Origin of the sequence: Planomicrobium sp. CPCC 101110, assembly GCF_007859395.1 — a bacterium.
GTDB lineage: Bacteria > Bacillota > Bacilli > Bacillales_A > Planococcaceae > Planococcus.
On record NZ_VOHD01000009.1, the window covers coordinates 98,907 to 122,598 of the forward strand.

The 23,692-nt window shown below is 46.4% G+C and carries 24 protein-coding genes; 7 read left to right on the forward strand and 17 right to left on the reverse strand.

Annotation, left to right across the window (positions count from 1 at the left end; genetic code table 11):
* Positions 1–64 precede the first annotated feature (64 nt).
* On the forward strand, positions 65–433 hold the full coding sequence (locus tag FQV30_RS14495) for a DUF2188 domain-containing protein (RefSeq protein ID WP_146500866.1): 369 nt from the start codon (positions 65–67) through the stop codon (positions 431–433).
* A 34-nt stretch (positions 434–467) separates the two neighbouring features.
* Here FQV30_RS14495 and FQV30_RS14500 read toward each other — a convergent pair whose 3' ends face one another.
* The 3 genes from FQV30_RS14500 to desA form a co-directional block, all read right to left on the reverse strand.
* Positions 468–1,067, reverse strand: coding sequence for a response regulator transcription factor (locus FQV30_RS14500; protein WP_146500867.1), 600 nt, complete (start codon positions 1,065–1,067; stop codon positions 468–470).
* Complete coding sequence (locus tag FQV30_RS14505) at positions 1,064–2,200, reverse strand: sensor histidine kinase (protein WP_146500868.1); 1,137 nt, start codon at positions 2,198–2,200, stop codon at positions 1,064–1,066. Before FQV30_RS14505 ends, FQV30_RS14500 begins: the two co-directional genes overlap by 4 nt.
* Before the next feature lie 133 nt (positions 2,201–2,333).
* Positions 2,334–3,353, reverse strand: a complete 1,020-nt coding sequence (gene desA, locus FQV30_RS14510) for a Delta(5) desaturase DesA (protein WP_146500869.1) — start codon at positions 3,351–3,353, stop codon at positions 2,334–2,336.
* Between the two features lie 193 nt (positions 3,354–3,546).
* Here desA and FQV30_RS14515 point away from each other — a divergent pair, with 193 nt between their 5' ends.
* Complete coding sequence (locus tag FQV30_RS14515; RefSeq protein WP_106533259.1) at positions 3,547–3,777, forward strand: hypothetical protein; 231 nt, start codon at positions 3,547–3,549, stop codon at positions 3,775–3,777.
* Between the two features lie 40 nt (positions 3,778–3,817).
* Here FQV30_RS14515 and cydC read toward each other — a convergent pair whose 3' ends face one another.
* The 5 genes from cydC to FQV30_RS14540 form a co-directional block, all read right to left on the reverse strand.
* Complete coding sequence (cydC, locus tag FQV30_RS14520; RefSeq protein ID WP_146500870.1) at positions 3,818–5,524, reverse strand: thiol reductant ABC exporter subunit CydC; 1,707 nt, start codon at positions 5,522–5,524, stop codon at positions 3,818–3,820.
* The gene (cydD, locus tag FQV30_RS14525) at positions 5,521–7,245 is read right to left on the reverse strand and encodes a thiol reductant ABC exporter subunit CydD (RefSeq protein WP_146500871.1); all 1,725 of its coding nucleotides are present in this window, start codon (positions 7,243–7,245) and stop codon (positions 5,521–5,523) included. The genes cydC and cydD overlap by 4 nt, the downstream gene beginning before the upstream one ends.
* Before the next feature lie 581 nt (positions 7,246–7,826).
* Positions 7,827–8,576, reverse strand: coding sequence for a ZIP family transporter (locus FQV30_RS14530; RefSeq protein WP_146500872.1), 750 nt, complete (start codon positions 8,574–8,576; stop codon positions 7,827–7,829).
* Between the two features lie 80 nt (positions 8,577–8,656).
* Positions 8,657–9,271 (reverse strand): NAD(P)H:quinone oxidoreductase type IV, encoded by a 615-nt coding sequence (gene wrbA / locus FQV30_RS14535; RefSeq protein WP_146500873.1) that lies wholly within the window; start codon positions 9,269–9,271, stop codon positions 8,657–8,659.
* Between the two features lie 208 nt (positions 9,272–9,479).
* A complete protein-coding gene (locus FQV30_RS14540) occupies positions 9,480–11,123 on the reverse strand; it encodes an AMP-binding protein (RefSeq protein ID WP_186725672.1) in 1,644 nt (547 codons plus the stop codon).
* Between the two features lie 159 nt (positions 11,124–11,282).
* Here FQV30_RS14540 and FQV30_RS14545 point away from each other — a divergent pair, with 159 nt between their 5' ends.
* Positions 11,283–12,440, forward strand: a complete 1,158-nt coding sequence (locus FQV30_RS14545; protein WP_146500874.1) for a class I SAM-dependent methyltransferase — start codon at positions 11,283–11,285, stop codon at positions 12,438–12,440.
* Complete coding sequence (locus tag FQV30_RS14550) at positions 12,437–12,691, forward strand: hypothetical protein (protein ID WP_146500875.1); 255 nt, start codon at positions 12,437–12,439, stop codon at positions 12,689–12,691. The genes FQV30_RS14545 and FQV30_RS14550 overlap by 4 nt, the downstream gene beginning before the upstream one ends.
* A gap of 35 nt (positions 12,692–12,726) precedes the next feature.
* Here FQV30_RS14550 and FQV30_RS14555 read toward each other — a convergent pair whose 3' ends face one another.
* The gene (locus FQV30_RS14555) at positions 12,727–13,155 is read right to left on the reverse strand and encodes a hypothetical protein (RefSeq protein ID WP_146500876.1); all 429 of its coding nucleotides are present in this window, start codon (positions 13,153–13,155) and stop codon (positions 12,727–12,729) included.
* A gap of 164 nt (positions 13,156–13,319) precedes the next feature.
* Here FQV30_RS14555 and FQV30_RS14560 point away from each other — a divergent pair, with 164 nt between their 5' ends.
* Together FQV30_RS14560 and FQV30_RS14565 are read left to right on the forward strand one after the other, a co-directional pair.
* Entirely contained in the window at positions 13,320–14,243 is a 924-nt protein-coding gene (locus FQV30_RS14560; protein ID WP_146500877.1) for an ABC transporter ATP-binding protein, read from the forward strand.
* Entirely contained in the window at positions 14,212–15,165 is a 954-nt protein-coding gene (locus FQV30_RS14565; protein WP_255473482.1) for an ABC transporter permease subunit, read from the forward strand. The genes FQV30_RS14560 and FQV30_RS14565 overlap by 32 nt, the downstream gene beginning before the upstream one ends.
* Before the next feature lie 39 nt (positions 15,166–15,204).
* Here the strand turns inward: FQV30_RS14565 and FQV30_RS14570 are convergent, their stop codons facing one another.
* The 3 genes from FQV30_RS14570 to FQV30_RS14580 form a co-directional block, all read right to left on the reverse strand.
* Entirely contained in the window at positions 15,205–15,927 is a 723-nt protein-coding gene (locus FQV30_RS14570; protein WP_146500879.1) for an alpha/beta hydrolase, read from the reverse strand.
* A 26-nt stretch (positions 15,928–15,953) separates the two neighbouring features.
* Positions 15,954–16,568, reverse strand: coding sequence for an NAD(P)-dependent oxidoreductase (locus FQV30_RS14575; RefSeq protein ID WP_146500880.1), 615 nt, complete (start codon positions 16,566–16,568; stop codon positions 15,954–15,956).
* 217 nt (positions 16,569–16,785) lie between these two features.
* The gene (locus FQV30_RS14580) at positions 16,786–17,517 is read right to left on the reverse strand and encodes an NADPH-dependent oxidoreductase (protein ID WP_146500881.1); all 732 of its coding nucleotides are present in this window, start codon (positions 17,515–17,517) and stop codon (positions 16,786–16,788) included.
* Between the two features lie 97 nt (positions 17,518–17,614).
* Between FQV30_RS14580 and FQV30_RS14585 the strand changes: the two genes are divergently transcribed.
* Positions 17,615–18,175, forward strand: coding sequence for a M15 family metallopeptidase (locus tag FQV30_RS14585; protein WP_186725673.1), 561 nt, complete (start codon positions 17,615–17,617; stop codon positions 18,173–18,175).
* Between the two features lie 72 nt (positions 18,176–18,247).
* Here the strand turns inward: FQV30_RS14585 and FQV30_RS14590 are convergent, their stop codons facing one another.
* The 5 genes from FQV30_RS14590 to fumC all read right to left on the reverse strand — a co-directional run bounded on the left by FQV30_RS14590 (position 18,248) and on the right by fumC (position 23,620).
* On the reverse strand, positions 18,248–19,519 hold the full coding sequence (locus FQV30_RS14590) for an ABC transporter permease (protein WP_146500883.1): 1,272 nt from the start codon (positions 19,517–19,519) through the stop codon (positions 18,248–18,250).
* Positions 19,509–20,207, reverse strand: a complete 699-nt coding sequence (locus tag FQV30_RS14595) for an ABC transporter ATP-binding protein (protein WP_146500884.1) — start codon at positions 20,205–20,207, stop codon at positions 19,509–19,511. The genes FQV30_RS14590 and FQV30_RS14595 overlap by 11 nt, the downstream gene beginning before the upstream one ends.
* A gap of 151 nt (positions 20,208–20,358) precedes the next feature.
* Complete coding sequence (locus FQV30_RS14600; RefSeq protein WP_146500885.1) at positions 20,359–21,354, reverse strand: GNAT family N-acetyltransferase; 996 nt, start codon at positions 21,352–21,354, stop codon at positions 20,359–20,361.
* Between the two features lie 6 nt (positions 21,355–21,360).
* Positions 21,361–22,023 (reverse strand): Dph6-related ATP pyrophosphatase, encoded by a 663-nt coding sequence (locus FQV30_RS14605; RefSeq protein WP_146500886.1) that lies wholly within the window; start codon positions 22,021–22,023, stop codon positions 21,361–21,363.
* 214 nt (positions 22,024–22,237) lie between these two features.
* The gene (fumC, locus tag FQV30_RS14610; RefSeq protein WP_146500887.1) at positions 22,238–23,620 is read right to left on the reverse strand and encodes a class II fumarate hydratase; all 1,383 of its coding nucleotides are present in this window, start codon (positions 23,618–23,620) and stop codon (positions 22,238–22,240) included.
* Positions 23,621–23,692: the final 72 nt, after the last annotated feature.

Genomic DNA, 23,692 nt, shown 5'->3' on the forward strand with positions numbered 1-23,692 from the left:
TCTATATTTTTTTTGTTTTATTTTTCAGACTAAGGGGGAAAAGAAACTCAAGGAGGCGATCATTGTGCCATGGAGCAACGAAAATTATCCGGACTCATTTAAAAACTTAAACGACGATGTGCGCAGCAAAGCAATTGAAATTGCAAATGCACTTCTTCGGGATGGGTATGAAGAAGGCCGCGCCATTCCCATTGCCTTGGATCGTGCGCGCAAAAGCGTCCACGGCGAAGAGGAGCAGCCTGTTTATGAAATCCGCGCCCATGACGATGGCTGGCAGCTCAAGAAAAAAGACAGCAAAAAAGCCATTTTGATCGAAGAAACAAAAGCGGAACTGATGGGTGAAGCAAAGCGCTACGTTAACAAGCACAACGGGGAATTGCGTATCTTCACAGAAGACGGAACACTTGAGGACACACTGTATAAAGAAAATTAGACAAAAAATCCCGGTGCTGTTTAGCAACGGGATTTTACTTGAACCAGCCTTTTTCTTTGAACCGCGATATCGCTTCAATGCGATTTCCGACTTCCAGCTTGTCTAATATTGTGGAGATGTAGTTCCGGACCGTTCCCGTCGTAATGAACAGCTCTGACGCAATTTCTTTTGTGTTTTTTCCATCAGCCACAAGTTTCAATACTTCCTGTTCGCGGTCAGTCAACGGGTTTTCATCGCCATATGCCAAGTCGATCAGCTCCGGAGCATACACCCGGCGGCCCGCTATGATGGAACGGATGGAAGTGGCCAAATCTTCACTTGGGCTATCCTTCAGCAAGTAGCCGCTGACTCCCGCTTTTCGTGCCCGTTCAAAATACCCAGACCGTGCAAAAGTCGTTAAAATGATCGTTTTGCAAGGGTGGTCCTTTAATATTTCTGCCGCATCGAGACCGCTTCTCAACGGCATTTCAATATCCATAATGCAGATATCCGGCTGAAGTTTTTCAACAAGCGCAATCGCTTCTTCCCCGTTCGACGCCTTGCCGACAACTTCCATATCCTCTTCTAAATCCAACAGCGACCCTAATGCGCCAAGCAGCATGCGCTGGTCTTCCGCTAAGACAATTCGTATCATACCAACTTCTCCTTTGAATTATAGAGAATAACATTCGGAACCCGAATGTTCAAAATCGTGCCTTCCATCATTTTGATTTCCAGTGTGCCGTTGACAAACTCCAACCGCTCGCGCATTCCTGCCAAGCCATTTCCTTGAGTCAAACTGCCCCCTTCAGAAAGACCTATCCCGTCATCCTGTACCTGGACCAGCACTTCTTCAGGTTTCTGCTTGATCAGCACGCTGCAGCGGGTGGCTTGGCTGTGCTTAACCACATTGGTCACCGCTTCTTTCAGGCACATGCTCAGGACATTTTCCACCAGCAAAGGTGTATTGGTCAGCTGCGCATTTCCATACAGCACAAAATCAATATCCGCCGCTTTTAAAATCTGCTGGATGCGGAGCAGTTCGTCTTCCAGCCTGGTTCCCCGCATATTCGAAACCAGTTCTCGCACCTCTTTTAATGCAGTACGCGCAGTCTGCCGGACATCATTGATCTCATCCATGGCCGCTTGAGGATTGCGGTTGATCAATTTACTCGCCAAATCACTTTTAAGGCCAATCAGGGAAAGTTTTTGTCCCAGTGTATCATGCAAATCCCTGGCAATCCGCTCTCTTTCTTCGATGATCATCAGCTGGGAAATCCGTTTGTTCGCATCTTCAAGCTGGCCTTCCAATTTTTCACGCTTATTGCGGTTATAGGTATTGAAAGGCAGTAAAATTACTCCAATCACTGTAAGGAGCATAAATGGAAATTGAGACGTATACAGTTCCTGGTGTTCAATAAGACCTAAAATGACCGCGATGATTGTCGTGCCGATATGGATTCCATAAACGATGAAAAAACCGACTTTATGGCGAATATTCCCGATGAAAAACGCTAAAAACAAGGACAAATATACGTATCCGAACAAGAATGTCATAATAATATTGATCGCTATCTCCAGACTAATCCAGACATAGACCATTCCGGACTTGGAATTGAACGAAAGCCGATACGCCAAGAAGAACAGCAGCAACAGCAAAATGCCCACTGTAATTTCTGTAAACGATGAAGACCTGAAAATAAAGAAGAACGGCAACACACAAAAAGCAATCCAGGCATAAAGGCTGAGCCATGAATTTTTCGGAAATATTTGATACCAGCTTTGCATAAGCTCCCCCTCTTCTTTCTATTAGTCATATCATATCAAAAGATGATAAAAAGTGCAGGCGTTCAAACAATCTTGACATCTCTCTTTTTTCACAAAGAAAAAACCATTCACGAAGAATGGTTTTTCTTAACATTTATTCGGTTGCTGTTTTAGAGTCGTTTACAAGATGCTTGATGTCTTTAAACGTAACGAATGTTTTGTTTTTCGCATCGTATACTTTATAACGCAACGATTTTAAGCTTGATTTGATCGTGATAGTTGTTGCTTGTTGAAGCGGCGGAGTTGATTCGTGCGCTTTTTCCAAGTTGTAGTTCGGAACCCGCGGGCTTAAGTGATGAACATGGTGGAAACCAATGTTTCCTGTTACCCATTGCAAGACTTTTGGCAGCTGGTAATAAGAGCTTCCTTCTACAGCAGCCTTCACATAATCCCATTCGCTTTCGTCTTCGAAATATGAATCTTCAAATGTATGTTGAACATAGAACAGCCAAATGCCAAGCGCCCCAGCTACAAACATTGTCGTTCCTTGAACGATGACGAATGCCTGCCAGCCAATTGCCCAAATCAATGCTGCATAGATAGCCACAAGCAAGAAATTGATCAAGTAAGTGTTGTTGCGTTCTTTGCTGCGCGCATCTTTGCGGTTGAAACGGCTTGATACTAAAACTAAGAACAATGGTCCAAATCCGAACATGACAAGCGGGTTGCGGTACATGCGGTACTTGAAACGCTCCCATTTAGACGCTTCTACATATTCTTCAATCGTCATAACCCAGATATCTCCAACGCCTCGTTTGTCGAGGTTTCCGCTTGAAGCATGGTGAATCGAGTGTTCACGTTTCCACTTTTCGTAAGCAAACAATGTCAGAACGCCGGTAATTGTCCCTACCACGGCGTTTGCTTTTTTATTTTTGAAGAACGACCCGTGCGTGCAGTCATGGAAGATGATAAATGTCCGAATAACAAACCCTGCTGCTACGATTGAACAAGCGATTGTCAACCAGATGGATACATCTAACGCCTGATAAGCCAAGAACCAAAATAAAATGAACGGTGGAATGGTATTGATCAATTGTCTAACACTTGCTTTTACATCGGCTTTTTCGAAAGGTGCCACGAATTTACGTAATTGCGCTGTTTTTTCTCTGCTCATGTCTTCCTCCTTAAACAGGCTTTCTGCCCGAATAACTTATTGTCCTTATCATAAAGTTAAAAGCAAGTTCAAAAAAGACATAAACGTCTAGTTTAGATATGACACTTGTCATATCTTTTCTTCTTTTCCCTGCTATTTTTCCCCTTTGGTGTATAATCTAATAGTCAGATAATTCAGAAGAGGAGGGAACGGCATGACCGGACTGATAGCCGTCATAATGATTTTTTCAATCCCGCTCGCTGGCATCATCACCTCGCACCTTCAGACACAGGCAAAATTGAAAAACAAAATGATTGAAAAAGAACTGGAACTTGAAAAACTCAAACATGATAATTTTGTCATTGAAACACAAAAGATGCGGCTTGAATTGGAGCAGATGAAGCTCGAAGACGCCAGAAAAGGAAATGATTTTCTGTTGAAATGAAAAAAGAGCGGACTGCATGCAGTCCCGCTCTTTTTTTGGTTTATGCAAATACGCTTTTTTCGATTTGCTTCAAACCGTAGAAGTAGCCACGGCGTTCCATAAGGTCGTCATATGAACCTGTTTCCACAATCCGCCCTTGTTCCATGACAATGATTTGGTCCATCCTTTCAAGCCCTGTCAAATCATGGCTGATAACGACAAACGTATCTTCTCTTCCTTGTTCGAAAAGACAGCTGTAAATTGCTTTTGCGGTCATGCTGTCTATAGATGAAACTGGTTCATCGAGCAGCCATAGCGCTTCATTTTTCAGCATGGCCCGAGCAATGGCCAGCCTTTGTTTTTCGCCGCCCGACAAGTTCTGGCCTTTTTCCTCAACTTTCATTGACAAAGAAAACGCCCCAAGCTCCACTTTTTCAAGCACATCTTCCATTTGTTCATCGGTAGCTTCTTCGCTGGCGATAGCCAGATTGCTTCGAATGGTGCCAAAAAAGAAGTGGTTTTCCTGCAGCACGGCGTTGATCCGGCTCCATAGCTTTTCTTGATCAAAGCTATGGACGTCCTCTCCATTTACGAGGACCGCACCGGCATCAGCTTGTATAGTATGAAGCAGAACTTGCATCAATGTTGATTTTCCGGATCCGCTTGGCCCCACAATCGCCGTTTTAGACCCTGCCGGCAATCGAAGCGACACTCCATCCAATGCCGGCCGCTCTTCTTGAGGATACGTGTATGAGACGTTTTTCATGGTTATTTCTATCCGTCCAGGCTGAAGATTCTTTTCTCCTTTGTTTTGAACAGGCTCTTCAACCACTTTGTCCAAGCGGCTTGCGGCTTTTCGGCTTTCTTCAAAGTAAGCGGGAAACACTGCCATAGGCGTTACATTTTCAAAGACAGCTAACGACAGCATGACAAGCATCGCCAAATACAAACCTTCCAATTCACCGGCCGCTGTAAAATAAGCCCCCAATCCCAGAACTATCAGCGATATGAGCATTGCCGCAAGAGCATTGATGGACTGGCTGTAATTCTCCCACAGCCCTTCGTTTCGCTGTTCTTTTTCATAGCCATCGACCAACTGGTGCAGCTGCTGCTCCTGCTGTTCCAACTGCTGATAAATTTTCAGGTCGCGAAAGCCATACAAGAATTCAGTAGCTTCCGTCGACAAAGCCGCACGGCTCGCTCTTGTTTTCGATGCGGTTTTGCGCTTTTGCCAAGCAAACAAAGCCGGCACTACTACCACAGTCAGCAAGAAGCCTGTGAATAGCACAACAGCTATCGCCGCCGAGAAAAAAGAAGCAAAGAAAATCGTGCTCGAAAATACAATCGCCAGCACAACCGGCGGATAAAAAACGCGCAGCAAAAAGTTTTGCAAGCTTTCCACATCCCCAACAATACGGGCCAGCAAATCGCCGCTCCGATAACGCTGGAACAAGTTCGGAGCAAGCGGGGAAAGCTTCTCGAAAAACGACACCCGCAAATTGCTTAGCATAGTGAAGGTCGCCCTATGGGAATACAAGCGTTCGGCATAGCGGCTGAGCGCAGAAACAAAACCGAACAATTTCAAGCATGCAGCCATCACAACCAAAGTCGTCATCTGCGTGGTCAACGCCGCTTTTGAAACCAAGTAACCGCTTGACGCAAGAAGCGCCACTCCGGCGATGCCTGCTATAAAACCAAAGACCACCGCAAGCGAAACATCTTTTTTCTCCATAATCGTCAATTTGAAAATATGCTTGAGCTCTTTCATTCAGCAGCTCCTCCTTGCTGTACAGCAACCATTTCACGATATGGGCCATGGCTATCCATCAATTCCATATGGCCTCCAACGGCTGATAACCGGCCGTCTGAAAGGAAAAAAATCTGGTCCGACCGGCTGATTGTATGAAGCCGGTGAGCAATCGTTATGACTGTGGAACTTTTGGCAAGTTCCGCCATGGACTCCTGCAGAATCCGTTCAGTCTGTAAATCGAGCCCTGTTGTCGGTTCGTCAAACAAAATGACGGAAGGCTTTTTCAAAAAGGCACGAGCCAGAGCAATCCGTTGTTTCTCTCCTCCGGATAATCCACGTCCGGCTTCGCCGATTTCTGTATCAAACCCTTTTTTAAGAGATGCCACCAATTCGGATATGCCCGCTTTTTCTGCCGCCTCTGCCACTTCCTCTTGGGTCACTTCCCTGTTTGCGCCGATTATAATGTTTTCTTTGATGGTTCCCGCAAAAAGGTATGGATTTTGTGAAATGTAGCTCAACTGGTCAAACCAGGATTTCTCGCTAATCTCTTCTCGCGGGATACCGTTGATCTTTACCGTTCCAGCGCTCGGGGGCAAAAGCCCGGCAATCAAATGCATGAGCGTGGTTTTTCCTGAGCCGCTTTTGCCGATGATCGCCACTTGGCTATGGGGAGGGATTTCCGCTTGCACCGGATGCAAAGCAAACCCGTCACCATACTGGAAAGCCACTCCATCAAGCTGGATATGAGGCGGTTCAGAAGCCAGGACTTCTTGTCCCCACTCGGTCTTGCGTTCTTCTTGTCCCAATTCCATCGACAATAGTTTAGCCGCCGCCATACTGCCTCTTGCTGTATGGAACGCGCTCCCGAAGTCTTTCAGCATATTAAAAAAGTCCGGAACCAGGAGCATCATGAAAAATGCGGTAAAGAAAGTGATATTTTGGAATACGACGAGCCGAAGCCCTATTTCCAGGGCGATAATTCCAATGCTGAGCATTGAAATATATTCAAGCATAAGCGAAGACAAAAATGCCGATTTCAAAACACCCATTGTAGCATCACGGAAAGCCAGGCTGTTTTTTTGGATAAGCTGTTTCTGTTTGTTTGCTTGTCCATAGAGATTGAGGGTGGTCAACCCTTGCAGAACATCCAAAAAAGTTCCCGAGAACTGGCCAAGCTGCTCCATCTTTTCGTCAGCTTTCACTTTCGTCCGCTTCCCGACGATCGCCATAAAAACCGGGATGAACGGTGCAGTTATCAAAATGATGACACCCGTTACCCAGTGCTGATAAAAGACCACTGCCAGGAGCATCAAAGGAATCGTATAGGTTTGCATTATTTGCGGCATATACTTGCTGAAAAAGCCATCCACTTCATCAACCGAATCCATCAGCAAACTCACCTTTTTGCCCGACTGGCCCTGAGCCGCAGCCTGAAGCGGATTCGCCGCAAATGAACGGATCAATCTTTTCCGCAATTCACTTTTGATTTCTGCGGCGAGCTGGACGCCCGTTCTTCCAAGCATATATCCGCAAGCCCCCCGAAGCATAATCGCGCCAGATAGACCGCCAAGCAATGGGATGATTGTGTTGAAAGAATCACCTTTGATAAAGACCCCGTCTACAATCCATACAAAAAACAATGCTTGCATAATGATGGCTAGCCCTTTTAGGACCGAAGCCGCCCCTAGCAACGCCATGGTTCTTTTTCGCTCAAACGCCATTTGTTTCAGATCAATCATGCCGTTCTCTCCTTTTATGCCGCAATATTGCTTATGCTTCCATTATAAAGCATCCCTATTTAAAACCCTTTGCAGTTGCCCTGTCCCTCCTTATGTTAAGGGGAGTTTGTTACAGCCATGTTCACAATATCGGCCAAAAACTGCAGTTTGCCAGACAGCTTAGTTGAAAACAAGTTAACCATTAAGGATGTTAGCCTTCCGCAAAACAGCTGCTCGAACCTCTGCCATTTAAGCCTTTTAATTTTCACCTCAGCCCGCAAACAAAAAAAGCCCATGAAAAGATTCATGGGCTTTTGATGGCTGCTGAATATCCGTTAAACTTTTTGTTCCCGGACAATTGAAATCACTGACTTTATCAAAGAAATGTCCTTTTCGATTTGAAGCTTCAAAGATCTATTGGCACATTTCCGATATTCACCGTAAAGTTTATGCAATTCAGTTTCAAAAACAACTCGTTCTTCTTTTGTCAGCAAGTTGGCCACCTCAAAGAATCGTAGTTTTAAAGGCTCATCTCTTTCTACCTATATTATCCGTAATTATAGCAGACAAGAAATGAAATAGCCAGAAAATTAGAACATTTTTCACAGCAAAAGCAATAATATGGAATATCCGAACAAACCTAGGCAAAAAGCAGTAAAGCTGCTTTCACGTTCCTCCGGCAACTCTTCTTTCAACACATTCAATATAATGCCCCCTGCAAGCAGCGCAACAAGCACAGATATTACAAGTTCATTCACTTCGGTGAGTACCCCGATTAGCCAGCCTATCAGGATGGCAGTGGTTAACAGCCATCTTCCGTATTTGTCGTAATCCTCTTTATGGGTGGCACGAAGCCCTCTGTCATTGGTAATGAAGTGAACGCCCATTGCCACAAAGAAAAAAACCATTCCCCATTCTCTAGTGTACTCTTCACGAATAAGAAGATAGCCGATGATTGCATTGTAAAGTGTAAACGAGCCTATGTGGACCCAGAAAACTCCGGCCGGTGATTCTTCGTCTTCTTCCGCTTTTTTCGGTGCCCTATGTTTTGAAAGCCTGGAGGAGACAGCCATTTTTTCCAACCCATAAAATAGCACAAGCCCTATCATTGCAATAACATATATATGGCTTTCTAAAAAGCTCCAAAAACCCGACTCCAGCTCTTCTTGCAGCGTTTCTTGATATCTTCCCAGATCAGGCAGCAAATGCAAAAATACATAAGCCACCGAAATGCCACCTGCAACGGACAAAAACCGGCTGCGGGGCACCTCTTTCAAGAATCTCATGTTTTTGGAAAAAATATGAATTAGTATAAATCCAATTACAAAAACAAAACTGAGCCAAAACGTCATAAACGCTTTCCTCCTTTAATCTGAAGTATAAAAAACAGGTGAGGAAGAAATCGCTCACCTGTTCTGCATTTATACCGCCATTACTGGCTTTGTCCGTTTTTCACCCAACCAGCCACTTCTATCGTGTGCCTCGCCTGCAGTTTCACGGCATCTTCGACGTCTTCAACCATTTGGCCTTGTTGGTCAACAGTAACGCTTGTACCGTAGGGATTCCCTCCGGCTTTGAACAGCGCTGCATCCCGGTACCCGGGTGCCGCAACAATAGCGCCCCAATGGAACATAGTCGTATAAACAGCTAAAATGGTCGCTTCTTGTCCACCATGCGGATTTTGAGCGGAAGACATGGCGCTTACCACTTTGTTCGCCAGCTTGCCCTGCGCCCATGCACCGCCTGTGATATCAAAAAATTGCTGCGCTTGAGAAGAGATATGGCCATAGCGCGTCGGAAAGCTGAAGATGATTGCGTCTGCCCATTCCAGCAACGCCACTTCCGCTTCAGGGACATCTTGAGTAGCATCAAAGTGTGCCTGCCAAGCCGGATTTGCTGCAATTGCTTGCGGCGGCGCATTTTCCCGCACTTTTGCCACTCGCACTTCAGCACCAGATGCAGTTGCCGCTTCTTCTGCCCAGCGCGCCATTTGATAATTGGTTCCTGTAGAACTGTAGTAAATGATTGCTAACTTAACGTTTTCCATTTTAAGTTCTCCCCTTTTACTATAAGATCCGTGACAGTTGCCATAGTTTCAAGTATTCCGATTTAAAGATTTTGCTTACTGTAGTCATTTCCCCCCTCTGAAGTTTTGTTAAACACAATTCAAAAGATCCCTGTCTTTTCTGTTTCTGGATTCCATAAAAAAGAAATCCTTAACAAAGAAGGATTTCTTTTTTTTGGAGGTTCAATTCTCATACTTCCGTTTTTTGGCTGCGTTCTATCGCCAGTTCGCGCAATTTGAATTTTTGGATCTTTCCGGATGCTGTCATCGGATACTCTTTTGTAAACTCGATATAGCGCGGAATTTTATGGCGGGAAATTTTACCGGTGCAGTAAGTACGCAGTCCATCCGCGTCCATATCATGCCCTTCCTTAAGAATAATCCATGCCATCAGTTCTTCTCCGTATTTTGGATCCGGCACCCCAACTACTTGCACGTCCTGGACGGCTGGATGGCTGTACAGGAACTCTTCGATTTCACGCGGATAAATATTTTCGCCGCCGCGGATTACCATATCTTTGATCCGGCCAGTGATGGCAATATAGCCGTCCTCATCTTCAACTGCAATATCGCCGGTATGGAGCCACCCTTCTTCATCAATTGCGTTCTTTGTCGCTTCTTCGTTTTTGTAATAGCCTTTCATAATATGATAGCCCCGTGTGCAAAGCTCACCGGGAACACCGGCAGCTGCTAGCTTATTGGTCACCGGGTCGACAATCTTCACTTCCACTTCCGCATGCGGCTTGCCAACAGTGGCTACACGTTTTTCAATGGCGTCATCCGAGCGCGTTTGCGTAATGACTGGCGACGATTCTGTCTGGCCGTAAGCAATGGTGATTTCTGCCGCCCCCATTTCGTTGATGACTTTTTTCATCACCTCAATCGGGCATGGGGATCCAGCCATGATTCCGGTTCGCAGCGTCGAAGTATCGAACTTGGCAAAATCCGGCGAGTTTAGTTCCGCGATGAACATTGTCGGAACGCCGTGAAGCCCTGTGCATTTTTCATCTTCGACCATCTGCAGGACGCGATTTGCTTCAAATTGCTCCGCTATCACCATCGTCGTAGAATGGGTAACCGCAGCCATCGTTCCAAGGACACAGCCGAAACAGTGGAAAAATGGCACCGGAATGCATAAGCGGTCATGCTCTGTCAAATTCATGGTATCGCCGACCAATTTGCCATTATTCACGACGTTTACATGCGTCAACATCACCCCTTTAGGGAAACCGGTCGTGCCGGAAGTGTATTGAATGTTGATAACATCATCCGGATTCATCGACTCGAAGCGGCCTTCCAGCTGCTTGTCCGACACCCCTTCTGCAAACGCTTCCAATTCACTCCAAGTAAAGATGCCCGGATAATCGTTTTCTCCCATTAAAATCACCCGTTTGAAATGGGGCAGTTTGCCGGTTTTGATTGCGCCTTTTTCAGCCATTTTCAGTTCTGGACAAACTTGGTTAAGCACATCTATATAACTGGTGCCTTTGAATTCCTCTCCAAGGATCAATGTGGTGGCGTCCGACTGGTTCAACAAGTATTCCAGTTCATTCGCTTGGTAATTTGTGTTTACCGTCACGAGCACCGCGCCCATTTTGCCGGTCGCAAACTGGCTCAGCAGCCACTCCCGCTTGTTATCTGACCAGATTGCCACATGCTCCCCTTTTTCGATGCCTATTCCGATAAATGCTTTTGCTAACCGGTCTGTTTCTTCATCGAACTCTTTATACGTTTTTCGGATGCCATACTCCGGATAAACATACGCTTCCGTTTCCGGATGCCTGGCTGCTTGCTCGCGTACGATTTGCCCCACTGTCTTTTGCAGAATTGCCATCATCATACCCCCAATATGTCACTTTTCATTCCCTTCCATATTATCATAAAATTTAGAATACGGCGGCAGAAAACCTGATTTTTACTGTGCCGCTCATTCGCCCTTTCCTCTACAATCATGATAAAATAAGGATATTCTGGCTAAATGAAAGGAACTGCAATGGAACTACAAACAATGCACGCTCAACTTGCCGAACGCTTAAGAGGCCGCGCTCTTGTTTCTGCGACCATCAGCCAGCCCCGGTTAAAGTCAAATGACGTTAAACGCATAAAATTAAAACCCGTTAATATAAGAAACGAGTACCGGATTCAATTTGAATATCAGCATGAACATGTGCTAAAACACGAAAACTTGTCAATAGATGAAGCAGCTGCAAAGCTGGAAAGCATTTTTGGCGATTTCCGCCAGGCGCTGTTTCAATTCACCGAAGAAAAAATTCAGGTGCAGCTTTCCAAGAAATTCAAAGTGTCCTGGAAGTCCGAAGGAACCTCAGCAAAAACCGTCGAGCTTTCACATAACCGCAAAAAACAATATTTGCTGGAAGATGGAATTCCCTATCCGTTTTTGGTACGCCTAGGAGTTCAAAGCGCAGATGGCAAAGTAAAAAAACAAAAATACGATAAGTTCCGCCAAATCAATCGTTTTATTGAATTTATCGATGATGCGCTTGAACATTTGCCGAAAGGCCGGACAGTACGGATTCTCGATTTTGGTTCAGGAAAATCCTACTTGACGTTCGCCCTCTATCATTATCTGCGGATTGAAAAAGGCCTGGACCTTCGGGTAACCGGTTTGGATTTGAAGAAAGAAGTGATTGAAGAATGCCAAAAAATCGCTGATGATCTTCAGTATGATCAGTTGGAATTTTTAGTCGGCGACATCAATGAATACAACGAAGAATCCGCAGTCGACATGGTGGTCACACTCCATGCCTGCGATACCGCAACGGACATGGCGCTTTCCCGGGCAGTCAAATGGAACGCCAGTGTCATTTTGAGCGTCCCTTGCTGCCAGCATGAACTGAACAGCCAGATTGCCGCTCCCGGACTCGGGCTTATGCTTCAGCATGGATTGATCAAAGAGCGCTTTAGTGCTCTCGCGACCGACTCTGTCCGCGCTGAAATCCTGTCGCTTGTCGGCTATGAAACGCAGCTGATGGAATTTATCGATTTGGAAAACACACCGAAAAACATTCTGATCCGGGCATATAAAACCGGCAAAAAGCCGGCAGCCGGACAATTGGAACGCTATAAAGCGTTCACGCAGCTTTTGTCCGCAGATCCTTTCCTGGAAAACGAATTGCAGCACTTGCTATGACGAAACAGAAACTGCTGAACGGCATCATTCTCGCATTCTCGGTTATCTTTGTCCGGTTTATCGACGTCCGCATTTACAATATGCACGTAGTGTTGGTGATTTTGCTGATCGTTGCATTGACGGCGGGGTTATCGAAGCTTGCCGCGCGTCTTCCTTCGTTAGAAGAACCTGTTGCCAGGCGCAGCGCCATAGCCATAAACTTTGCCGTCCTCCTGGCGCTCGTACTGTCTTTTTTCGCTCTGGAATTGTAAGAGCCCGCAAAATTTTGCGGGCTCTTTTTATATTTTTAAGGCTGATTGGAATTTGGTTTTTCTTTCTGGTGTTCCTTGATCGATTCGTCGATATAGGCTTTTACGGGTTCTAAAGTCAGTTCCAGCCCGTTCTCCTCGCTCGCTTGAAGATATTTATCGAAATAGTACAGGATCGTTTCTTCTGCCATATCCGATTGCAAGCTGAGGGCTTCAGAAATATAAAGGATTCCTTCCCTCGTAGCCATCGGCGCTTCAAGGCCTTCTTTTTCACGTTCTTCGACTCCTTCAATCCCGAGCACCAGTCCTTGTTCGGCCAATTCATCCATCGCCTGTCCGTACTTCTCTTCGCCTATTTCTTCACGCAGGCGCCTGTCGAGCTCTTTCACTTCTCCTATCGCCGCACCGCGGTAATATTGCACATAATAAGCCATTAAGATTTGTTCTTTGTCTTGAAATGCCGCCATTTGAATCCCTCCATTTTCCTGCTCTTTAAGTTTCGTATTCCCTGATTCCCCACTCATTATGCATGCTCTTTCAAACCCTGAATTCCAGATTGTGAAAATCCCGAAACTTTAAGCGGGTTGATTCGTTATTACTACCAAGAGATTATCGAAAGCAGGTGAGGAAGTTGGATGGAAAACCGATTGTGCAATTGAAAAACCTTTCAAAAACCATTGGCAAAAAGAAAATCATCAAAAACTTGAACCTGGATTTGTATCCTGGCCAAATCACCGGATTCCTAGGGCCAAACGGCGCCGGAAAAACCACGACAATCCGCATGATGGTCGGATTGATGCAGCCCACATCCGGAGATGTGATAATTGATGGACAATCCATCCAGAACGATTTTGAAGAAAGCATCCAGAAAGTCGGGGCCATCGTCGAAAATCCTGAAATGTACAAGTATATGAGCGGGTATAAAAACTTGCTGCATTTTTCCCGCATGCACAAAGGCGTTTCAAAAGAGCGCATCGGCGAAGTTGTCAAACAAGTCGGTATGCAGAATCGCATCCATGAAAAAGTGGGCTCTTATTCACTTGGCATGCGGCAGCGGTTAGGCTTGGCGCAGGCTCTTCTCCATAAACCTAAATTCCTGATTTTGGATGAACCGACGAACGGGCTGGATCCAGCAGGAATTCGTGAATTCCGCTTGTATTTGCAGAAGGTCGCAACCGAAAGCGGCGTCGCCGTTTTTGTCTCCAGCCATTTGCTGTCTGAAATCGAATTGTTATGCGACCGCATTGCAGTTATTCAAAATGGTGAACTGATCGATATCAAAAACGTCAACGAACTTCATCATTCCCAGTATTACTTTCAGGTTGAGCCGCTGGAGCTGGCAGAAGAAGTGCTGTCCGGCATCGGTTTCCCTCTTGCCAGGCATGATGGAGGCTTGGTGATTGATACAGAAGAGCAGCATATTCCAGGTGCCATCCAAATGCTCGTTTCAGCCGGAGCCAAAATTTATACTGTCCAGCCTTACCGTGCAACGCTTGAAGACCAATTCCTTGAAATGACTGGAGGTGGCCAGATTGCTCAAGCTCATGCAAAATGAATGGATGAAATTGTGGAGCAAAAAAGCGAGCTGGATGATGGTCTTTCTACTGGTCCTATTACTGTTCGCTTCAGCCGCCATCGGCAAGTACGTGAATTCAACAGCGAATGAAGGCGTTGAAGAATCGTGGCAGGCTGTCACTGCCGCTCAACTCGAGGTCAACAAGGCGATGATCATGGACCCCGCTATGAATGATGCGCAAAAAGACTATCACACGGGACAAATCGCCATCGCGGAATACCGCCTCGAAAATGATGTCCGCCCTTTCGAATTCACCAGTATGCAGCAAGGTGTCATTGACGCCCATGAAATGTTGTCTATCGTTACATTATTCACGGTTATCATTGCAGCCGGCATTACAGCTTCCGAGTTTTCCCAGGGCACTATTAAAATGCTGTTGACACGGCCTGTAAGAAGATGGAAAGTCCTGACCTCCAAATACTTGACGACTATGGTTTTCGCCGTATTATTATCGGTCATCACCTTGTTCACCGCCGCATTGGCTGGTTTGATCTTTTTTGGCATTGGAGAAGGGACATTCCTCGAATGGAACGGTTCTGAAGTGGTGGAAGGGTCTTACTGGCTTGAAGCGGTCAAACTGTTTATCCTTAGCTTTGCAAGTGTCTGGATCCTCGGCACTTTCGCTTTCATGCTGGGCACTGTTTTCCGGTCAAGCTCACTCGCAATCGGATTATCGATTTTCTTGATGTTCACCGGCATCCAAGCGGTCTTCTTACTGAGCAACTATGAGGTCATTAAGTATTATTTGTTTACACATACGGATTTGACGCAGTTTTACAACGGCTTTATGCCGGTTCCTGATATTACAATGACCATGTCGCTTATTGTGCTGGCTGTCTATTTCCTCCTGTTTCTTGGCATCAGCTACTGGACCTTTTCCAAACGCGATATTACGGCATAATCCACTGAAAAACCGCCTGTGAACGCACAGGCGGTTTTTTTAACGGCTGCTCATCCAAGAGCCCAAAGCTTCTGCCACTTGATTTTGCTGATCAATCGGCGCAATGTCTGCCGCATTGTCCCCTTTTTGTTTTCCATACAATCCAAATTGGGCATGGTTTCCCCCTCTTATTTCTATAAAAGTGCTTTCCTGCGAAAAGAGGGCGCGATTCTCTTTGATGTCAGCTATTGTCGCTAAGCCGTCATTTTCAGCATAAATGGAAAGCATGGGCAGGGATCCTTCAGAAAAATCCGAAGCGGGATACGAGCCGAGGAAATAGAGGCCAGCCATTTTTCCTTGATGCTTTTGGGCATACATCGAAGCTGCAACGCCGCCTAAAGAATGCCCGCCGATAAACCATTGGTCGATTTCCGGATGGCTGCTGATGGCCGCATCAGCTTTGTCTACACCGAAAATGCCAAAATTTAAGGGCATTTGCGGAACTACGACTAAAAATCCTTGCTCACTTAGTTTTTCCGCTAAATAAGCGTAAGCCTCTTCCTGCACTTTAGCTCCTTGATAGAAGATGACTCCTTTCCCATTCGCTGTTCCCGGCCGAAAAAGAAGCCCTTCTTCCCCTGTTTCAATCTCCTTCATATTCACTTGCTCTTTTAACACGCCGCTGGGGCTATATTGAAACTGTGCATAGATGAAAAAAGCGCTTGCGCTTAGCACGCTCAGCAGCACAAGCACCTGTAAAATCCGGATGCCCCACTTTTTCATATGATGTTTACTCCTATAAGGGCAGGTTAATAAGCAATGCCCACTCTGCTGCCAATAAACTCGGGATTCTCCAATTGTTTATAAGCAAAGTCAGCGGTATCCCCTACCGTAATCTGTTTTCCGCCTTCCGGCAAGTAATCCTTTTCAATCCGGTAATTGCCGTATGCTTTTCCATCCGGCAAATATGTCGGGCAGACAATGGTCCAGTCAAGGCTGGTCTTTTCCAGCAAATGAAAAACCGAAGCGTGTTCTTCTGCTGCAAAAGTCAACTTGCGATTGGATTCGCCTCCTTGGTAACGCAATGATCCGGGTGCCATCCGGCTATTCAAAATGCCTGCCGTTCCAATCGTGATAATGCGCCGAATCCCCTGCTCTTTCATCGCATTGATGATAAGCGGCATGGATTGGGATAAGGTTGTGGTCCGGTCGGTCCCGATTGCACTGAAGACCGCTTCCGTCCCGGCAATTGCCTTTCCGACATCTTCCGCTTTTCGGATATCACCAACAATCGCTTCTAGATTGGGATGATCAAAAGGCGGTTTTGACCGGACCAGCGCTTTCACTTGATGGCCATCATCCAAGGCCGACCGTAAAATTTTTTCCCCGACTCGCCCAGTAGCTCCAAACAAAGCAATTTTCATGTGCTTCCTCCTTTATGAATGATGGATGAAAAATGTTTCCAATGGCTTGATAAAATCAAATGAAAACATAGGCAATAAGTGGTGTAGCCTAATTAAAAAGTATATAGAATTTTCTGTCAACTAGTAAGACTTGCCTATTGCGAAGAAAAGCCCGTATAAATTTAAAAAGGCCCGTTTCGGCCTTTTTCTTGAAAAAATAACGGCTTTCAGTTTGGTGTTATTTGAAAAGAAAACCTTTTTTCGCTAAAAATTCACGCAGATGCGTGCGATGCGGCTTATTTAGGAAATGAGCCATTTGCTGTGTCCATGTGATGGATTTCTGATTAGAAGTTCGCGTCTTATAATAAGCTGCAATGGTATTGTCGTATTCTGGAAGCAAACTTTGATATTTCGCCTCATCGTATTCGTTCTCATGCAATATCGCTTCTACCGGCAAACGCGGTTTTACTTCGTTCGCTTCATTAGGCACCCCAATAGTCAAGCCGTATACCGGAAAAACGCCTTCCGGCAGCCCGGCCAGCTCGCTGATTGCTTCCATATTGTTTCGGACTCCGCCAATATAACAAATGCCATAACCTTTGGATTCCGCAGCAAGCGCCAAATTCTGTGCCAGAAGCCCGACGTCCGTGACCGCCACGATCAAATTTTCAGCCTGATCAAAAACGATAGGTTCTTTTTGCATCGCTGATGCATGCTTCAGACGGTTGTAATCGGCGCACATTAAAAACACCGCGCCAGCCCCTTCCATTTGCTGAGGGTTGCGTGATAGTTCCCCCAGTTTTCTCCGTTTTGCCGGATCGGTGACCCAAACGATGGAATAAGCTTGCACAAAATGCGAGCTTGCTGCGTACTGGGCCGCTTCAATCAATTCGCTGACTTCGCTGCGCGTTAACTGTTTTTCTTGATAATCACGCACCGATGCATGGGATTTCATTAAGTTCAAAACCATTAACCTTATCTCCTTTCAATCCTTTCTTCTATCCTAACAAAAACTTTGCTTCGATACTCTTCGGACGATTTTTGCTACAATAAACATATAGGGGTGAATGGATTTGAAACTTGCACAGACCGTTTTTTCCGTCTTTTTCTTGCTGGTGCTCGGCAGTTTTTTGTTTATATGGCTGCGCAACGAAGTGGCGTTCCGGGAAGAACTTAAAGAACGGCCCGCGCCGTCCAGCCTCCATCCCATCGTCGAAGAAAAGAAAGATGAACTGATTGAGAAAACCGCGGATATCGGCATCGAGATTCTCATTACTGACGATTTCCGCTCCATCGATGCACAAGACAACTTGCACCGCCAAGGACGCAGCGAGCCAGGAAGGATTGTAACGTATGCCGAGGGCGGCGAATCTTACCACAATTACGGATTGGCTATCGATTTCGCATTGCGCCTTCCTGATGGAGGTGTTGTATGGGATATAAAAAGAGACGGCAACGGAAACGGGAAAGCCGATTGGCTGGAAGTAGCGGACATCGCCAAAGAACTTGGGTTTTCATGGGGCGGCGACTGGCGGAATTTCAAGGATTATCCCCACCTGGAAATGAATTTCGGCTTGTCAATCGAAGACCTGCAAAAAGGCTGGCGGCCTGAAGATGTCATAGAATAGGAAAAGAGCACCTCATGGGTGCTCTTTTCTGTTGGAAGCGCTGCTGAATTCCGATGAAAATGTTCGTAAAGTCTACAATTCTTGCCGAAGTGCCTGGATAACATCAATCTTTGTGGCTTTTCGTGCTGGCCGCCATCCCGATACCATCGCAACTCCGATGCTGATAAGTGATGCGATGACCACAAGCTGCCAGGGAATAACCGAAATCAGGATATTGATATCGTCCACGCCCTCTTCACCCATCGAACTTTTGATGATGATTGGAACCAGCCAATTTGCCAAAAAGCTGATGCCGTAAGAAATGATGATTGCAAACACGGTGCCGATAATGCCGATAGCGGCACTTTCCATCAGAAAAAGCTTCTGGATCAGCTTCGGCTGTGCACCGATTGCTTTCATAACACCGATTTCGCGCGTCCGCTCCGTGACCGCCATCGTCATTGTATTAAAAATACCTATAGAAGCGATCAACACCGCAATCGTCCCAACAAAAATCAAGCCTGCTTTCAATGCGGTAAAGAACATATCCATCGAACCAAGTTCTTCGGTAACAGAATACACATAGTACCCATCTTCTTTCAGTGTTTCAGTGATTGTTCCGACGTTTTGAAGATCGTCCGCATAGACTAGAATTTCGCTAAAGCTTTCGTTCAGAGCCAGTTCGCTGTTGAACACAGCTACAAATGAGTTATCGATATAAACGCTATTGTTAACAATCCAATCTTTTCCTGGCTCTTCCATAATGCCGGAAACCGTGAATTCCCAAGTTGCAGGTTCTGCGTCTCCTTCGTATGGGGTTAGTTCCAGTTTGAATGTTTGGCCGAGGATACTGCCCGCGAATCCTTTCGTTTCTTCCCCATTGTCTGCCTGCCCCTGCTCTTCTTCTGTTAACAGCGACTGTGCAAAATGATAGCCAACCAAAACTTCATCTTTTGATTTCGGCATTTCGCCTTCCGACAAAACAAGACCGGCTTTTTGTTCTTCTTTAAAATCCACTAGAACCGGTGAAACATACCCTTCTCTTTCACCAAGCATTGCGCTCGCTTCCGCTTCCGGCCTGCTGTGCTTGACGGTTGCTATAACGTGGTCCATATCCCGCATTGCTTGAATTTCTTCATCAGTGATTTTTTCATCGGACTCTTCTTTGCCTGGCACTTGGATTTCCGTGACCAGTTGGTTGTCCAGCACATCGTCTGTGATCGTTTTATGCAAACCGAAGCCGACAGACGCCAAGACGATCAGGAACGCGCAGCCCATCATCGCTGCAAGGATAGTCGTCGCTACCCGAAGCTTATTGCGTTTCATATGCTGGCGGATAAAATCGATCTGGTCCTTAAATCGCATGGCGCTTTTCCCCTTTCACGAGTTCGCCGTCATGGAGCCGGTATTTCCGGTGTGCCACATTGGCCACTTCTTCGTCGTGCGTGATGATGACAAATGTCAACCCGAGCGACCGGTTCAGCGATTGAATCAGCATTAAAATATCTTCTTCCGTTTCGGAGTCCAAACTGCCTGTCGGCTCATCGGCGAGCAGAATGGGCGGTTCGGTGACCAAAGCGCGGGCAATGCTGACACGCTGCTGCTGCCCACCCGACAATTCATTTGGATAATGGTCGGCCACCGCTGCAAGCCCCACTTTTTCTAATAATTGCTGCACTTTTGCCCGTCTTTCGCCTTCAGCCTCTCCTTTGATTTTCAGCGGCAGTTCAACGTTCTCAAAGGCGGTCAATCCAGGCATCAATTGGAAATTCTGAAAGATGAAACCGAAGTTCGCTAAGCGAAATTTAGCCATTTCCGCTTCGTTCAGCGTTGCGGTTTCTTGTTGGTTCACCTTTACTGAACCGGATTCGGGCGCCATGAAACCTGCCAGAACGTTCAATAGCGTTGATTTCCCCGATCCGCTTTTTCCAAGAATCGCGACAATCTCGCCTTTTTTTACATCTAAAGTCAAACCTTTCAACACTGGAACACGGCGCTCTTTTCCTTTTTTCCCGATTGCGAATGTGTGCTGCAAATTTTGAATCTCAATCATATTACTGCCCCTCTCTGTTTCATGGTTTCAGTATAAAGGGCAAATCTTAACAAATAGGCAGGGCTTTTCTGAAGAAAGTCTTAAGAAGCATTGGACAAAACAAAAAGGCCCCCAAGGAGCCCTTTTGTCCGTTGCCACAATTCCATATTCTCTATTGTCCGCGTGCCCAGGCGATGCGTGGATCGATTTGCCTCGACATGCGCACCATTACCGGCTTGAATCCAAGCCGCGGCCAAAATGATGAAGCTAAATGATTGGGCGTGTGCCAATCGGCAAAAACAAAATCAAACCCTTCGTTCTTCAATTCCGTAAAGCAATGGTTCGCAAGTGCCCGTCCGATTCCTCTCCCGCGCAGCTCCGGATTTGTAGAAGCAGCAGGCAGCTCCACGCAATTGGCCGGTGTTACCAGGCTCAACGGGTTGTCTTTCCGGTAGTAGACATGGAATCCCGCGACCCGTTCCCCTTGCTCGGCCAGCCACAGATAGGCTTCCTGATCTTCCGATAACGCTTCATACGCATTTTTGATATCGTGCATCGTCTCTTTCGTAATCGGCAGCCATGACGGGGCGTCCGCTTGGTGGATGCTGTTCCAAAGCGCCATTTTCTTCAAAAGAGGCGCATCTTCTTTTCCGCCTCGGCGAAATGACAAGTTCGGCTTCTGCGCAGGCAATTTCGGTTCAAAGTCGTGAAGCGGCAAAACCGCGTATTTCTGTTCATAGTAAAACGATTGGTTCAACCACTGTTCCACGATTGCCGGATTGCCGAGCGGAGCCATCAGTACATGATGGAAATAGCCGTGCTTGATCCATTCCGCTCCCGCATCCGCGTACAGCAGCCGCAGCAAGCTCGGATTTTCCTTTTCGCTGATGGCGATCGCTTCGTAGTCCATCCAAACGAATCGCCCCCGCTCTGCCTCTTCCTTGAATTCATACAGCAGATAGCCAATGACTTCAATTCCCCTGACAGCGACGATGCCGCTGATATAAGGGCGTTCCAGCATCTTACGGATTACGTTTTCCGCTTCGTCGATTTCTTCGAAACTCTCAGGAAGAAACGCAAAGCTTTTCCGTTCCCTTTCATGCCGTTTCGCTAATAATGCCGCCATTTGGCGAATATGGTTTTCTTCGACGCCTATAAACTGAATCATGGCCCTTCACTCCTCTGACTGAAGTTTCACTTCTAATATGCGGTAGTGGCCCGTTTCCAACTTTTCCCCGAAAACAACCGGCACAGGCTCTACAAAAATTGGTCCGTCAATGATAATGGTATGGAATTCCCCTTCTTCCCCGCACGCATCAATTCCCAGCGCTTCAAGCTCCTCGATCAATTCCAGGGTAAATTCCCGGCCCAAAAACCGTTCATCCATGCGCTCTGTGTCAACAACCGTAATGACTGCCTTGAAGCCTTCATCCACCAGTTCTTGCAGCAAGGCTTTTCTCGGCTCCTGCCACAACGGATGGAGAAGCTTCATCCCTGCTTCTGCGCTGACTTTTTCCACCCACCTTAAATGGTCCTCCAAGTCGATATCGCCATACACACCCATTTGGACGCCTGCTTGCCGGAACCTTTTCAACTGCTCAATAAATTCCTCCTCATATCCTGCCCAGTCGGCTTTGCCAATGACAAGCGGAAGTCCCATGCGTTTAGCTTGCGCTTCCATTACGTCCAGCGGCAATCCATGCGACCGCGATTGGGATCCGTCCTTTTCAAACATCGTAAACAACGCAATAGGAACATGCCCCTCCAAGACTGCCCGGTAATAAGCGAGTGCGGAATCTTTGCCGCCGCTCCATGACATAAAAAATGATTTTTGCATTTGGCACCTCTTTTGTTTAATGGTTCTTATTTTATAAAATTCGACAGCGGACGACTAAATTCCTTTGTCGCCTTGAGTTTCCCAAGCCCTTGCTCCAGCCTTGTGCCGATTGAAGAGCGAGGCGCTTATCCTTTTGCAAAAAGCATCTGCTTAGCAAGAAACCAAAAAAGCTGCCGAGAGTTCTCGACAGCCTTGTCCATGCTTTTATAATCGCTTATCTTCCTACCATGTTCTCCGGCCTTACCCATTCATCGAACTGTTCGGCTGTTAAATGTCCGCTTTTTACCGCAGATTCTTTTAGCGTCGTGCCTTCTTTATGGGCCTGTTTTGCGATTGCTGCCGCTTTTTCATAACCGATATGCGGGTTCAATGATGTCACCAGCATCAATGAATTGCTCACATGATTTTGAATAACATCAAGGTTCGCTTCAATTCCTACTGCACAATTGTCATCAAAGCTGATCAGGCTGTCTGTCAACAACCGGACAGACTGCAGGAAGTTGTATGCAATTACCGGCTTAAAGACATTCAACTCAAAATTCCCTTGGCTTGCTGCAAATCCGATTGCTGCATCGTTGCCCATAACTTGGACGGCCACCATCGTTAAAGCTTCACTTTGTGTCGGGTTGACTTTCCCTGGCATAATAGAGCTGCCTGGTTCGTTTTCAGGAATCGTGATTTCGCCGATGCCACTGCGCGGGCCGCTTGCCAGCCAGCGAACATCATTTGCAATCTTCATGGAGTCCGCCGCAAGCGCTTTGATTGCGCCGTGTGTATAAACCATTTCGTCGTGGCTTGTCAGCGCATGGAATTTGTTTTCAGCAGATGTAAATTGGGAGCCGACTGCTTCTGAAATAAATGCCGCAACAGAAGGGCCAAAAGTAGGATCAGCGTTGATGCCTGTTCCCACCGCCGTACCGCCGATTGCCAACTCACGCATTTCTTCAACACTTGCGCGGATCATACGCTCGCTTTTCTCAAGCATATGCCTCCAGCCGCTGATTTCCTGGCCAAGCGTCAACGGTGTCGCGTCTTGAAGATGCGTACGGCCGATTTTAATAATATCGTCAAAACGCTTCGATTTTTCATCAAGCGTCGCTTTTAGTTTTTGGATGGCTGGAAGCAATTTCTCAGTCACTGCTAAAACGCCTGCCACGTGCATCGCTGTTGGATATGTATCGTTCGAGCTTTGCGACATATTGACATCGTCATTCGGATGCAGCTTTTCTTCAGATGATTGTTCCGCCAGAATTTCGTTGCCTCGGCGTGCCAGCACTTCGTTCATGTTCATGTTCGATTGGGTGCCGCTGCCAGTTTGCCAAACCACTAATGGGAAATGGTCGTTCCATTTGCCTTCGACCACTTCATTTGCGGCTGTTTCGATCGCTTTCATCTTCGCTTCTGATAATTTGCCAAGTTTATGGTTTGCTTTCGCTGCCGCTTTTTTCAATTGGGCAAACGCCATGACCACTTCATGCGGCATGCGTTCTGTGCCGATTGCAAAGTTTTGGAGGCTGCGCTGTGTCTGCGCTGCCCACATTTTGTCTGCTTCTACTTGAATTTCGCCCATCGTGTCTTTCTCTGTACGATACTGCATTCCATTCACTCCAATTCATATGTCATTATGTAGCCTTCTCTTCTATTAAACACAAGCGGTGCAAAAAAAGCG

Bases quoted from the DNA above. Each gene is read 5' to 3' on its own strand.
- FQV30_RS14500 (WP_146500867.1), bottom strand. From the start codon at position 1,067: ATGATACGAATTGTCTTAGCGGAAGACCAGCGCATGCTGCTTGGCGCA.
- FQV30_RS14505 (WP_146500868.1), bottom strand. From the start codon at position 2,200: ATGCAAAGCTGGTATCAAATATTTCCGAAAAATTCATGGCTCAGCCTT.
- desA (WP_146500869.1), bottom strand. From the start codon at position 3,353: ATGAGCAGAGAAAAAACAGCGCAATTACGTAAATTCGTGGCACCTTTC.
- FQV30_RS14515 (WP_106533259.1), top strand. From the start codon at position 3,547: ATGACCGGACTGATAGCCGTCATAATGATTTTTTCAATCCCGCTCGCT.
- cydC (WP_146500870.1), bottom strand. From the start codon at position 5,524: ATGAAAGAGCTCAAGCATATTTTCAAATTGACGATTATGGAGAAAAAA.
- cydD (WP_146500871.1), bottom strand. From the start codon at position 7,245: ATGATTGATCTGAAACAAATGGCGTTTGAGCGAAAAAGAACCATGGCG.
- FQV30_RS14530 (WP_146500872.1), bottom strand. From the start codon at position 8,576: ATGACGTTTTGGCTCAGTTTTGTTTTTGTAATTGGATTTATACTAATT.
- wrbA (WP_146500873.1), bottom strand. From the start codon at position 9,271: ATGGAAAACGTTAAGTTAGCAATCATTTACTACAGTTCTACAGGAACC.
- FQV30_RS14540 (WP_186725672.1), bottom strand. From the start codon at position 11,123: ATGGCAATTCTGCAAAAGACAGTGGGGCAAATCGTACGCGAGCAAGCA.
- FQV30_RS14545 (WP_146500874.1), top strand. From the start codon at position 11,283: ATGGAACTACAAACAATGCACGCTCAACTTGCCGAACGCTTAAGAGGC.
- FQV30_RS14550 (WP_146500875.1), top strand. From the start codon at position 12,437: ATGACGAAACAGAAACTGCTGAACGGCATCATTCTCGCATTCTCGGTT.
- FQV30_RS14555 (WP_146500876.1), bottom strand. From the start codon at position 13,155: ATGGCGGCATTTCAAGACAAAGAACAAATCTTAATGGCTTATTATGTG.
- FQV30_RS14570 (WP_146500879.1), bottom strand. From the start codon at position 15,927: ATGAAAAAGTGGGGCATCCGGATTTTACAGGTGCTTGTGCTGCTGAGC.
- FQV30_RS14575 (WP_146500880.1), bottom strand. From the start codon at position 16,568: ATGAAAATTGCTTTGTTTGGAGCTACTGGGCGAGTCGGGGAAAAAATT.
- FQV30_RS14580 (WP_146500881.1), bottom strand. From the start codon at position 17,517: ATGGTTTTGAACTTAATGAAATCCCATGCATCGGTGCGTGATTATCAA.
- FQV30_RS14585 (WP_186725673.1), top strand. From the start codon at position 17,615: ATGGATTTGAAACTTGCACAGACCGTTTTTTCCGTCTTTTTCTTGCTG.
- FQV30_RS14590 (WP_146500883.1), bottom strand. From the start codon at position 19,519: ATGCGATTTAAGGACCAGATCGATTTTATCCGCCAGCATATGAAACGC.
- FQV30_RS14595 (WP_146500884.1), bottom strand. From the start codon at position 20,207: ATGATTGAGATTCAAAATTTGCAGCACACATTCGCAATCGGGAAAAAA.
- FQV30_RS14600 (WP_146500885.1), bottom strand. From the start codon at position 21,354: ATGATTCAGTTTATAGGCGTCGAAGAAAACCATATTCGCCAAATGGCG.
- FQV30_RS14605 (WP_146500886.1), bottom strand. From the start codon at position 22,023: ATGCAAAAATCATTTTTTATGTCATGGAGCGGCGGCAAAGATTCCGCA.
- fumC (WP_146500887.1), bottom strand. From the start codon at position 23,620: ATGCAGTATCGTACAGAGAAAGACACGATGGGCGAAATTCAAGTAGAA.